Origin of the sequence: Cellulomonas cellasea, assembly GCF_030372105.1 — a bacterium.
GTDB lineage: Bacteria > Actinomycetota > Actinomycetes > Actinomycetales > Cellulomonadaceae > Cellulomonas_A > Cellulomonas_A cellasea_A.
Genome location: NZ_JAUDBQ010000006.1, coordinates 61,898 through 74,343 on the forward strand (window position 1 = coordinate 61,898; position 12,446 = coordinate 74,343).

General features: G+C 72.2%; 9 protein-coding genes. 5 read left to right on the forward strand and 4 right to left on the reverse strand.

The genetic code is table 11. From position 1 onward, the window contains the following. Positions 1–3 precede the first annotated feature (3 nt). The gene (locus QUV83_RS07430) at positions 4–2,079 is read left to right on the forward strand and encodes an FAD-dependent oxidoreductase (RefSeq protein ID WP_289563561.1); all 2,076 of its coding nucleotides are present in this window, start codon (positions 4–6) and stop codon (positions 2,077–2,079) included. On the opposite strand, the gene purT is transcribed toward QUV83_RS07430, so the two are convergent. Continuing rightward, complete coding sequence (gene purT, locus QUV83_RS07435) at positions 2,060–3,259, reverse strand: formate-dependent phosphoribosylglycinamide formyltransferase (RefSeq protein ID WP_289563562.1); 1,200 nt, start codon at positions 3,257–3,259, stop codon at positions 2,060–2,062. The two genes, QUV83_RS07430 and purT, sit on opposite strands and share 20 nt — an antisense overlap. A 224-nt stretch (positions 3,260–3,483) precedes the next feature. Here purT and QUV83_RS07440 point away from each other — a divergent pair, with 224 nt between their 5' ends. Genes QUV83_RS07440 through QUV83_RS07455 form a run of 4 tightly spaced genes read left to right on the forward strand, consistent with a single transcriptional unit; the run spans position 3,484 to position 7,960 of the window. Next, positions 3,484–4,833 carry an ABC transporter substrate-binding protein gene (locus QUV83_RS07440; protein WP_289563563.1) on the forward strand — a complete coding sequence of 450 codons (1,350 nt, stop codon included), beginning with the start codon at positions 3,484–3,486 and terminating at the stop codon, positions 4,831–4,833. Positions 4,834–4,861: 28 nt separating this feature from the next. Next, complete coding sequence (locus QUV83_RS07445; protein WP_289563564.1) at positions 4,862–5,833, forward strand: carbohydrate ABC transporter permease; 972 nt, start codon at positions 4,862–4,864, stop codon at positions 5,831–5,833. Next, positions 5,826–6,665: a carbohydrate ABC transporter permease gene (locus tag QUV83_RS07450; RefSeq protein WP_289563565.1), complete on the forward strand. Its 840-nt coding sequence runs from the start codon at positions 5,826–5,828 to the stop codon at positions 6,663–6,665. The genes QUV83_RS07445 and QUV83_RS07450 overlap by 8 nt, the downstream gene beginning before the upstream one ends. A gap of 56 nt (positions 6,666–6,721) precedes the next feature. Beyond that, on the forward strand, positions 6,722–7,960 hold the full coding sequence (locus QUV83_RS07455) for an MFS transporter (RefSeq protein ID WP_289563566.1): 1,239 nt from the start codon (positions 6,722–6,724) through the stop codon (positions 7,958–7,960). A gap of 24 nt (positions 7,961–7,984) precedes the next feature. On the opposite strand, the gene ligD is transcribed toward QUV83_RS07455, so the two are convergent. The 3 genes from ligD to QUV83_RS07470 all read right to left on the reverse strand — a co-directional run bounded on the left by ligD (position 7,985) and on the right by QUV83_RS07470 (position 12,446). Next, positions 7,985–9,055, reverse strand: coding sequence for a non-homologous end-joining DNA ligase (gene ligD / locus QUV83_RS07460; RefSeq protein WP_289563567.1), 1,071 nt, complete (start codon positions 9,053–9,055; stop codon positions 7,985–7,987). A 52-nt stretch (positions 9,056–9,107) separates the two neighbouring features. Continuing rightward, positions 9,108–9,818, reverse strand: a complete 711-nt coding sequence (locus tag QUV83_RS07465; protein ID WP_289563568.1) for a head GIN domain-containing protein — start codon at positions 9,816–9,818, stop codon at positions 9,108–9,110. A gap of 219 nt (positions 9,819–10,037) precedes the next feature. Beyond that, positions 10,038–12,446: a hypothetical protein gene (locus tag QUV83_RS07470; protein WP_289563569.1), complete on the reverse strand. Its 2,409-nt coding sequence runs from the start codon at positions 12,444–12,446 to the stop codon at positions 10,038–10,040.

Consider the following 12,446-nt stretch of genomic DNA (forward strand, 5'->3'; position numbering starts at 1 on the left):
TCGATGCTCACCCGGGTCTTCTCGCCCGTCCGGATCGGGAGCCTGCGGCTGCCGCACCGGGTGGTCATGGGCTCCATGCACCTCAACCTCGAGCACGACCCGCCGGCGCTCGCGGCCTTCTACCGTGAGCGTGCCGAGGGCGGCGCCGGGCTGATCGTCACGGGCGGGGCGGGGGTGGACCGGGCGGGCGCGGGCAGCCCGGAGTACCTGGTGCTCAGCGAGCCCGGCGCCTGGGACGCACTGGAGCCCGCGCTCCACGCCGTGCATCAGGCGGGCGCCCTGCTCGCGCTGCAGCTCTTCCACGCCGGGCGGTACGCCATGGGCGTCACGCCGGTGGCGCCGTCGGCGGTCTTCTCCCGCTTCTCCCGGCAGACGCCTGCCGCGATGACCGAGGAGCAGATTCAGCAGACCATCGCGGCCTTCGCGGCCGCCGCCGCCACCGCGCTGCGACGCGGATTCGACGCCGTCGAGGTGATGGGCTCCGAGGGGTACCTGATCAACCAGTTCGCCTCGCCGCTGACGAACCTGCGCGACGACGCATGGGGCGGCGACGAGGACCGCCGGGCCGCGTTCCCGCTCGCCGTGCTGGCCGCGGTGCGGGCGGCGGTGGGCGCCGACTTCCCGGTGATCGTCCGCACATCGGGCGCAGACTTCGTCGACGGGTCCAGCACACCGGAGCAGAGCGCCGACCTTGCGCTGCGGCTCGCGGGGGGCGGCGCGGACGCCCTGAACATCGGCATCGGATGGCATGAGTCGTCGGTGCCGAGCGTGCAGTCCCTGGTTCCGCACGGCATGTGGCTCGACATCGCGGGGGGCATCCGGCGCCGGATCGCGCAGGCGGGCCTGGACGTGCCCGTCATCGGCTCCAACCGCGTCAACTCGCTCCCGCTCGCCGAGCAGGCGCTTGCGCGGGGCGACGTCGACCTGGTGTCGATGTCCCGCCCGTTCCTGGCCGACGCGCGCCTCGTCGCCACCTCGCGCGACGGCGACCTCGACCTGGTGAACGAGTGCATCGCGTGCAACCAGGCCTGCATCGACCGCTCTCTCGGCGTCGAGCGCGTGTCCTGCCTGGTCAACCCGCGTGCCGGGCGGGAGCTGGAGTTCCCGCTCCTGGTGCGAGGGCCCGAGCCCCGTTCGCCCCGCGTGGCGGTGGTGGGGGCTGGCCCCGCCGGCATGCAGGCCGCCGCCACGCTGGCCGCCACGGGGGCGCCGGTGGACCTCGTCGAGGCGTCCGACTCGATCGGCGGGCAGTTCCTGCTCGCGGGCCAGGTGCCCGGCAAGGAGGACTACCTGGCGACAGTCCGCTACTTCCGCCACGAGCTCGCCCGGCTCGGGGTGCGCATCCGCACGGGCGCCGCGCCCAGCGCCGCCGACCTGGCGGACCACGCCCACGTGATCGTCGCGACGGGGGTGCGCCCCCGCCGGGTGGCGCTGCCCGGCGCCGGCGCGCTGCCGGTGCTCGACTACCAAGAGGCGTTCGCGGCGCCGTGGCGGGTCGGTCGCAGGGTTGCGGTGATCGGGGCGGGCGGCATCGCCGTGGACCTGGCGCACCTGCTGGTGGAGGGGGTCGGGCTCGGCGGCCCGGATGGCGTGCAAGGGCGTGGGGGCGACCATGCCGACAGCCGGACCGCCGAGCGTGCCCGCTTCCGGCGCGAGGCCGGGCTGGACCAGCCGCACGCGGGAGCCCCCGCACGGGAGATCACGCTGCTGCGCCGGGGCCGCCACATCGGCGAGGGCATCGGGCCGTCCACCCGGTGGGCCGTGCTGCAGGCCATCCGCATCGCGGGGGTGCGCAGCAGGACGGGGGTCGAGTACCGCCGGATCACCCCCGACGGGCTCGTCGTCGCCGATGCTGACGGCGTCGAGGAGGTGATCCCGGCCGACACCATCGTGGTCGCCGCCGGCCAGGAGCCGCACGCCCCGCTGGCGGCGGAGCTGGCGGCGCTCGGCATCCCGCACACGGTGATCGGCGGGGCGCTGGACGCCTCCGGCCTCAACGCCGTGCGCGCGTTCGAGCAGGGCCTGCGGGCCGGGACAGCAGTGGCCGCCGGCCTGGCGGTCAGGCTGGCCGCGCCGTGACCTTGCTCGCCGCCAGGGCCGCCTGCGCCCGGGCCGTCTCCACGTCGTCGTCGTGGACCAGCGCCACGCCCATGCGGCGGCGGACCCCGCTGGCGGGCTTGCCGAACAGCCGCAGGTCGCTGTGCGGCACGCGCAGGGCCTCGGCGACGCCCTCGAACACCACAGCCTCGGCGTCCACGCCGCCGTAGACGACGGCGCTGGCGCCCGGGCTCAGCAGCGTGGTGTCCACCGGCAGCCCCAGGATCGCCCGGGCGTGCAGGTCGAACTCGCTCTGCCGCTGCGTGGCCATCGTGACCATGCCGGTGTCATGCGGGCGTGGGCTGACCTCGCTGAACCACACATCGTCGCCGCGCACGAACAGCTCCACGCCGAACACGCCCCGCCCGCCGAGGTCGCCGGTCACGGCCCGCGCGATCTCCTGCGCCCGGCTGAGGGCCACCGGCGACATGGGCTGCGGCTGCCAGCTCTCCACGTAGTCGCCGCCCACCTGGCGGTGCCCCACGGGCTCGCAGAAATGCGTGCCGACAGTGCCGTCGGCCTGCACTGCCCGCACGGTGAGCAGGGTGATCTCGTAGTCGAAGTCGACGAACCCCTCGACGATGACCCGTCCGCCCGCCACACGCCCGCCCGCCATGGCGTGCTCCCAGGCCGGGCCGATGTCGTCGGGCCCGTCGAGGCGGCTCTGGCCCTTGCCGGAGCTGCTCATCACCGGCTTGACCACGCACGGGTACCCGATGGCGTCGATCGCCGCCCGCAGCTCGTCCTCCGAGTCGCAGAAGCGGTAGGGGCTGGTGGGCAGGCCCAGGGTCTCGGCGGCGAGGCGCCGGATGCCCTCGCGGTCCATCGTCAGGCAGGTCGCGCGCGCCGTGGGGACCACCTGGACCAGGCCGTCCCGCTCGAGCCCCTCGAGCGCTGACGTGGCGATGGCCTCGATCTCCGGCACCACCAGGTCGGGGCGCTCGGCCAGGATGAGGTCCCGCAGGGCCTGCGGGTCGGTCATGTCGAGGGTGTGCGCGCGGTGGGCCACCTGGTGGCCGGGGGCGCCGGGGTACCTGTCGACGGCGATGGTCTCCACGCCGAGCCGCTGCAACGCGATCAGCACCTCCTTGCCGAGCTCGCCGGAGCCCAGCAGCATCACGCGGGCGGCGGCGGGGGACAGGGGCGTGCCCCAGGGCTTCATGGCGGAGGTGCTCCTTCGGGGGGTGAGACCGGGTCGGGCCATTCTCCCGCGTCGCGGCGCCCACGAGGCGCGCGCGCTGGGCCGCAGCCCGTGGACGCGCTCCCGACGCGCTGTCACGCGAGACCGCGCATACCATCAAAAAGGGCTCAATGCACGCATCGACGCCCCGTGTGGACCGGCCGCCATCCGGACGCCGATCCCGTGATGACCAGGGGGGACATCTCGTGAAGACACGATCTCTGGGCGCCTCCGTCGTCGCCGCAGCCCTGCTGCTCGGCATGACGGCCGCCTGCACCAGCGACTCCGACGGCTCTGATAACTCCGATGGTGGCGGCGCCACCGAGGAGGGAGGGGGCGGCGGAGGAACCCTGACCTACTGGGCCAGCAACCAGGGCACGAGCATCGACAACGACAAGGAGGTGCTCACCCCCGTCCTCGAGGCGTTCACCGAGCAGACCGGCATCCCGGTCGAGCTCGAGGTGATCGGGTGGAACGACCTCCAGACGCGCATCCAGACCGCCGTGACGTCCGGGCAGGCCCCGGACGTGGTGAACATCGGCAACACGTGGGCGGCGTCGCTGCAGGCCACCGGCGCGTTCATGCCGTTCGGCAGCGAGGAGATGGACGCCATCGGCGGCGCCGACAAGTTCGTCGAGACGGCGCTGGCCACCGGCGGCGCCGAGGGCGAGGACCCCACCTCGGTGCCGGTGTACGGGCTCGCGTACGGGCTCTACTACAACAAGGCCATGTTCGAGGCGGCAGGCGTGCAACCGCCCACCACCTGGGAGGAGATGGTCTCGGCCGCCCAGGCCACCACCGACGCGGCCGCCGGGGTGTACGGCATGACCCTCGCAGCGGGCAGCTACACCGAGAACAGCCACTTCGCGTTCATCAACGCCGCGCAGAACGGCGCCGAGCTGTTCGACAGCGACGGCAACCCGACGTTCACCGAGGACGGCGTCGTCGAGGGCGTGCAGCGCTACCTCGACCTCATGCAGGAGGACGGGGTGGTCAACACCTCGAACGCCCAGTACGACAACGGCGCCCTCGCCGTCGCGGACTTCGCCACCGGCAAGGCCGCGATGATCCTCACGCAGAACAACGCGGGCGCCACCATCGCCGCCAACGGGATGCCCGAGGACGCGTTCGGAGTCGTCGCCTTCCCGGCGCCGGCCGACGCCGAAGACGACATCGCCAGCCACGTGGCCGGCATCAACCTGTCGATCTTCGACAACACCGACAACAAGGACGGCGCCCTGCAGTTCGTCGAGTACATGACCAGCCCCGAGGTGCAGACCCAGCTCGGCCTGCCGTTCTCGACGCTGCCCGTGCTCGTCGACACCGAGCCGTCCTTCACGGACAACGCCGAGCTGGCGGCGACGTTCACGGACATCTACAACAACCGGTCCGCGCCGCTGCCGTTGGTGCCCGCCGAGGACCAGTTCGAGAACACCGTCGGCAAGGCGATGAACCAGATGTTCGCCACCATCGCCACCGGCGGCACAGTCACCGAGGACGACGTGCGCAGCGCGCTGCAAACGGCTCAGGACCAGGTCCAGACAGCCGTCGGCTAACCGTCACACCCTGACGAGGAGGCGTCTGATGGCGACCACAGCGGTCTCGGAGAAGGACGACGCCGGTCAGGAGCAGCAGCCACCGGCCCGGCCGCGCAGGCGGTCGGGCTGGTGGCTGCCGTATGCGCTGCTCGCCCCGGCGATCCTGTTCGAGCTGGTGATCCACGTGATCCCCATGGTCACGGGCGTGTGGATGAGCACACGCCAGCTCACCAAGTTCTTCATCAGCAACTGGACTGCGGCGCCCGCCGTCGGGCTGCGGAACTTCCAGGTGGCGCTGGACTTCGACTCGGCGGTGGGGAAGGCCCTGCTCCAGTCGTTCCTGGTGACGTGCGCGTTCACGCTGCTGGTGGTGGTGATCTCGTGGACGTTCGGGATGGCCGCCGCCGTGGTGCTCCAACGGTCGTTCCGCGGGCGCTCGGGGCTGCGCACGATGTTCCTGGTGCCCTATGCGCTGCCCGTGTACGCGGGGGTGCTGACCTGGAACTTCATGTTGCAGCGCGACACCGGCGCGGTGAACCACATCCTGGTGGACAACCTGGGGCTGATCGATGACCGGCCGTTCTGGCTGATCGGCTCCAACGCGTTCTGGTCGGTGGTGGTGGTGGCGATCTGGCGGATGTGGCCGTTCGCCTTCCTCATGCTGATGGCAGGGCTGCAGTCGGTGCCGCAGGACGTCTACGAGGCGTCGGCCGTGGACGGCGCGCACGCCTGGCGGCAGTGGCGGTCGATCACGCTGCCGATGCTGCGCCCCGTCAACGTGGTGCTGGTGCTGGTGATGTTCCTGTGGGTGTTCAACGACTTCAACACGCCGTACGTCCTGTTCGGCACGGGCCAGCCCGCCTCGGGCGACCTCATCTCGTTCCACATCTACAACGCCACGTTCCTCACCTGGAACTTCGGGCTCGGCGCGGCGATGTCCGTGCTGCTGCTCCTGTTCCTGCTGCTCGTCACCGGCATTTACCTGCTCATCGTGAACCGGGAGTCGCGCCGTGCATGACACCACCGGGTTCAAGGTCTTCCGCGTCATCACCGTCACGGTGCTCGCGGTGTTCACACTCGTGCCGCTGTACGTGATGGTCGGCTCGTCGCTCAAGCCGCTGGGCGACGTGCGCGGGGCGTTCACGTGGTGGCCGACGAACCTGACAGTGCAGCCGTTCATCGACATGTGGTCGACGGTGCCGCTGGCCCGCTACTTCATGAACAGCCTCATCGTCTCGACGGCGGCGACGATCGCCAGCGTCACCATCGCGATCTTCGCGGCGTACGCGGTGTCCCGGCACCGGTTCAAGGGCCGCGGGGTGTTCACCACCACCGTGCTGTCCACCCAGATGTTCCCCGGGGTGCTGTTCCTGCTGCCGCTGTTCGTGATCTTCGTGAACTTCACGCAGACCTTCGGGGTGCAGCTCATCGGCACGCGGCTCGGCCTGATCATCACGTACCTGACGTTCTCGCTGCCCTTCGCCATCTGGATGCTCGCCGGGTACTTCGACGGCATCCCGCGCGAGCTCGACGAGGCGGCCCGCGTGGACGGCTGCTCGCACATCGGCGCGCTGCTGCGCGTGGTGCTCCCAGCGGCGCGGCCGGGGGTGATCGCCGTGTCGATCTACGCCTTCATGACGGCGTGGGGGGAAGTGCTGTTCGCGTCCGTGCTCACCAACGACGCGAACAGGACGCTGTCCATTGGGCTACGCGAGTACTCCACGCAGATCAACGTCTACTGGAATCAGGTGATGGCCGCGTCACTGGTGGTGAGCGTGCCCGTGGTCATCGGATTCCTGCTGCTGCAGAAGCAGTTCGTCGCGGGGCTCACCTCGGGGTCGGTGAAGTAGGCCGAGAAGCCGTAACGGAACATTGCATGCTACAAAGAGCGGTGCCCGATCGCCCCATGAAGAACGCCGTCGCCGTGCCCGCCGTCGCGGGAGCGCTGCACGTCGTCGCCCTCATCCTCGTCAGCCTCAACCTGCGCGGCGCCATCGCGGCGGTGTCGCCCGTGCTGGACGACATCCGCGCCGACCTCGGGCTGTCCGCCGGCCAGGCGGGCCTGCTGACCACGCTGCCCGTGCTGTGCTTCGCGGTCGGGTCGCTGCTGGTCCCGGGCATCGCGCGCAAGTGGGGTGTCGACCGCGCCGTCGTCGTCGCGCTGCTCTTCATCGCCGCGGGCATCGCACTGCGCCCATGGGGCGGCTCCACCCAGCTCCTCATCGGCACCGTGGTGATCGGCGCGGGCATCACCGTCGGCAACGTCCTCATCCCCGTGCTGGTCAAGCGCGACTTCTCGCACCGGCTCGGGGCGATGACCGGCGCCAGCACCGCCTCCCTGACCGCCGGCGCGGCGATCACCGCCGCGCTGATGATCCCGCTGGCACACGGCCTCGGCTGGCGCACCGCGACGGCAGTGTGGGCCGTGCTCGCACTCGCCGGGGCGTGGCTGTGGGCGGTGTCCTCGCGTGGGCGCGGCGACGTCGAGGTGCCGGCCGCCAGCGGGCGCTCCACCGTGTGGCGCTCCGGCGGCGGCTGGGCGCTCGGCGTGTACTTCGGCTGCCAGTCCGGCCTCTACTACGCGATGACCGCCTGGCTGCCGGGCATGCTGCGCGACGTCGCCGGGCTCAGCGCCGGCGCCTCGGCCACCGCCATGTCCGTGTTCCAGGTGCTCGGCATCTCCGGCGCCCTGCTGGCGCCGATGCTGGCCACCCGCGCCCGATCGCCCCGCATGGTGGCGGGCTCCCTGGGCGTCATCTGGGCCGTCGCGTTCGTCGGGCTGCTCACCGCGCCCAGCCTGTGGGCGGTGTGGATCGTGGTGACCGGTGTCGTCCAGGGCGGCGCCATCGCCGTCGCCTTCACGTTCATCGCGCGGCGCAGCGTCGACGGCGACACCGCGCGGTCGCTGTCCGCGATGGTGCAGGCCGTCGGCTACGCGCTCGCGGCCTGCGTGCCCGTGCTCATCGGCGTGATGTCCGGCGCCGGGTGGCATGCGTCGCTGCTGGTCATGATGGGTATCTCGGTGACGATGGCTGTCGCCGGCGTCGTCAGCGGCGGCTCCAGCCCCATCGGGACCCCGCGCGTCACGCCCCCGGTCGCAGACGACGCGGACGCCGAGGCCGGGCTGCCCGTCGGGCGGGCCTAGCCGCTCGGCAGACCGGCCTGCCGCTCAGCGGGCGCGGTCCCGGTCCTTGCTGGGCTGCACCCGCTTGGGCTCGCCCGGCATCTTCGGGTACTCCGGCGGGTAGGGCAGGTCCTGGTGGCCGTGGTCGCGCTCGTCCTTGTCGGCCAGGTCCAGCAGCGGGCGGATCGAGTACGCGGGGCCGTCGACGGCGCTCAGCGCGGCGAACAGGTCGCCGACCTCCGCGAACCGGGCTGGCATCGTCGTCACGTCGAAGTCGTCCGGGTGGGCGTCCGCCACCTCGTCCCAACGCAGCGGCGCGGACACCGTGGCCCGCGGGTTCGCGCGCACCGAGTACGCGGAGGCGATGGTCCTGTCGCGGGCCATCTGGTTGTAGTCGATGAAGATCTTGCGGCCGCGCTCCTCCTTCCACCAGTGCATGGTCACCTGCTCCGGCAGGCGGCGCTCCACCTCCCGGCCCAGCGCGATCGTGGCCCGGCGCGCCTGCGTGAACGTCCACTGGGGCTCGATGGGCACGAAGATGTGCAGCCCGCGCCCGCCGGACGTCTTGGGCCAGCCCTCCATGCCCATCTCGTGCAGCACCTCCCGCACAACAGGCGCCACCCGCACCGCGTCGGTGAAGTCCGTGCCGGGCTGCGGGTCCAGGTCGATGCGCATCTGATCGGGCGCCTCGACGTCCGCGCGGCTCACCGGCCACGGGTGGAACGTGATCGTGCCCAGGTTCGCCGCCCACGCCACCACGGCCAGCTCGGTGGGGCACACCTCGTCGGCGGTGCGGCCGCTGGGGAACGCGATGCGGGCCGTCTCCACGTACTCGGGGGCGCCCTGCGGCACACGCTTCTGGTAGAACGCGTCGCCTGTGGAGTCGGCGCGGGTCGCCATCTTCGCGCCCTCGAACACGCCCTTCGGCCAGCGCTCCAACGTCGTGGGCCTGTCGATCAACGCGCCCAGGATGCCGTCGCCCACAGAGAGGAAGTACTCGACCACGTCGAGCTTCGTCAGCCCGCGCGCGGGGAAGTAGACCTTGTCCGGACTGCTCACGCGGACGGTGCGTCCCTGCACGTCGAGCTCCACCGCCGGCGTCTTCGTGGGCGCCATGGCAGCCACCGTAGACGCGGGCGGCCACCGCTGCCCGGGGAAGCCTCGCGCGTCAGCGCCGCTCGATGCTGCCGGACCCGCGGGTGGTGCTGTTGACCTGCGGGTCGCCGTCGTAGCGGACGGAGCCGCTGCCCGCGATCGTCGCGTCGAGGCGGTCGCTCACCCGCACCTCCACGTTGCCGGAGCCGGCCACATCCACCACTGCCTCGCGGGAGTCGAGCGTGAGGCCGTCGTAGTCGCCGCTGCCCTTGATCTCCACGTCCTGCAGGGTCGCGGAGCCCTCGAGCTCCACATCGCCGCTGCCGGAGATCGACACCCGCAGCTCCGCCGCGTCCACCTCGTCGAGCCGGACATCGCCGCTGCCCTTGATCGTCACGGACAGCGTCTCGCCCGACGCGAGCTGGCCGCGGACGTCGCCGCTGCCGGCGACGGTCAGGTCCGTGAGGCGGGGGAGCGTCAGCGTGTAGTCGATCGCCCCGTGGTTGCCCCAACTGCCGTCCGTGTCGAGCACCAGGGTGTCGCCGCTGACCTCCGAGGTGAGGTGGTCCAGCACGTTCTTCCCCGCGGTGACGGTGAGCGACGGCTCGTCGCCGACCGCCACCGTGAGGTTGCCCGACGTCTGCAGGCGCACCTCTGTCACGTCGCTGATCGAGCGCTCCTCGGTCACCTGCTCGCCCTGGTTGGTGATCACGGGGCCGCAGCCCACCAGCGCGACAGACAACGCGAGCGTGCTGGTCAGAAGGGCGATCGAGCGGGAGCGCATGGATACCTCGTCCGGGCTGATGGGCGCCGGCCTGGCTCGCTGGCGCTCTGCGACCAGTCTGGTCGGATCACCGCCGGGTGGCATCAGGGGGCGCCCGGACCCGGCCCTGGTTCTGGGCGGTCCCGCCTCAGGGTGCGCGGTCAACGCCAACGGGCGCCGCCTGCGAGGCCAGAGCCCGCACGCGACGCCCGTGTGGCGTCGATGGGATCGGATGAGCGACTAGGCGAACCGGCGCCGGGCGAAGGCGGCGAGCGCCCCGCCGAGCCCGAACAGCGCCGCGGCCGCCGCGCCGCGGCCCACCGAGCTGGCGCCCGAGCCATCGGCCCCGGCGATCTCGATCGAGTACGCCGTCACCGACGCCGCACCCTCGGGGCCGCCATACGCCATCGACTCCTCAGTGGCACGCGCGGCGCCGGCCTCGATCACGGCGTACTTCACGCCGTAGTCGGCGGCCGTCGACGCGCCCGTCTCCACGAGCACCGAGGTGCCCTGCTCGGAGAGCTGCTCCGCGCCGTCCACGATCGCCGGGGCGCCGTCAGCAGCCGTGCCGAGCCCGTCGGCCAGCGTCTGCGACCCGTCGGCGGCAGTGCGAAGCCCGCCCGCCAGGCGCGCGGCGCCCTCGGCGAGCTGGCCGGTGCCGGTGGAGAGCTGGCCGGCGCCGGTGGCGAGCTGCCGGGTGCCGCCGGCGAGCTGTGCGCTGCCGGCTTGCAGCGACGAGGCGCCGGCGGTGAGCTGGCCGAGGCCTCCGACCAGTGTCTTCGTTCCCGCGAGCAACTCGGCGGCGCCTGTGGACAACGAGCCCACCCCACCTCGCAGAGTCTTGTCGGCTGAGGTCTGGCCGGCAGTGCCGATGGCGCCGAGCACGGAGGCCTGCACCCCGACGACGAGCGAGTCCACGCCGCCGTCCACGCCGACGAGCCCCTCGTCGAGGCCGACCGAGGCCGCCTTGCAGGCTGCGCCGGTGGCCGTCGCGTTGAGACCGCACTGGATGGTGACGAGCCCAGGCACGACCCCGTCCTTGAGCACATTCCCGAGGACGGTCAGTCCTGGCCCGAGATTGACCGTGGACGAGGCCGGCGCCGCGAGGTAGGTGAGGGCGATGGCTTCGAGTTTCGCCTTCTTGAGAGGGTCGCCCGTGACAGGGTCGCCCTCCTTCGCGGCGACGCCATTCACGAAGTTCCCTAGTGCCTGGACGCGCGCGGTCGTCGCGTCGGGCGTGGCGGGAAGTGTGACTGTGGGGTTGGTCGCGCCGAGGGCGAGGAGGACATCCCCCTCGGATGACACGGTGGCGCTCAGCGACTTGGCCCCTGCGAGCAGCCCGGCGACACCTGCACGCAGATCGGAGACCCCCACCTTGAGCGGCTCCGCGCTCTTGGGCAACGCGTCGACGCCGCCGTACAGGCGGGCGAGCCCGTCATCCACGGTGGTGAGACCCCCGGCGATCCGCTCGAGTCCGCCCACCAGCTCGGGGACTTTGGCGCCTGCGGTGGAGAGCCCGGTTCCGAGGGCTGCGGCCCCCGACGCCACCTGCTGGGCGCCGGCATCGGCCGAGCGGGCGCCCGCAGCGAGGGCGTCGGCGCCCGTGTCGGCGGCCTTGGCGCCGGTGGCGAGCTGGCTGGCGCCCGGCGCGGCGGTGTCGTTGAGGCCGGAGGCGAGCTGGTCGGCGCCGTCGCGGAGCTGGAGCAGCCCGTCGAGCAGCGTCGCGGCGCCGTCGCGGAGCTTGAGCAGGTTGGCGTCGATCTCGGTGGCGCCGGCGGTGAGGGCGATGCCGGACTCGGCGCCGCCCTGGTAGCTCGCGGAGCCGCCCTTGAATGAGGGGCTCTTGAGCGGGGAGACGGGCAGCGCGGTGACCGACGCGGGCGGGATCTTGCCGTCGCGGATCTGCGCGGTGTAGCCGAACTCGGCGGTGGGGGACCCGATGGGCGGGAACAGCGTCATCGTGTAGGAGAGCTTGGTGCCGCCGCGGCCGTCGCCGGCCATGTTGGCCTCGTCGGAGGTCACGGCGGTGAAGGTGGAGGGCAGCGTCGTGGTGAGCTGGCCGACCATGGGGATGACGGTCTCGGCTGTGGTGGTGGCCTGCTTGCCGGTGCCGTCGTCGTAGGCGACCTCGTCCTGGCGGGTGGTCAGGTTGGTGACGGTGTAGCGGACCTCGAGCTCGCCGGACTTGCCGACGACGGCGCCGGGGCCGACCTTCACGCCGTCCAGGTGGTACTCCACGTCGACGCTGATGGGCAGGTCGCCGTCGAAGTCGCTGACGGTGCGCAGGCGCTGCTCGCCGTCCACGGTGACGGTGGCCTGCATGGCGCCGTCCTTGACGGTGAAGCCGCCGAACCCGTCGAGGTTGCGCAAGCCCTTGGTGGACACGGGGTTGGTGACGGTGCGGGTGCCGTGGCCCGTGAAGGCGAGCTGCTCGTACACGCGTGCGGCGGTGAGCTTGCCCGTGGCGTCGAGGCGCGCCTGGACGGTCTCGGTGTTGCTCACCTGCACGTCGCCGCTGTCGGTGGCTGCCCGCACGGCGGTGGCCGGGGAGGACGCGAGGAGCAGGGCGAGCGGGAGGCCGAGCGTGACGACGCCGGCACGGCGCGCCGTGGTGGCGCGTCGGCTGGCGGGGGTGGTGGTCGTGGTCAT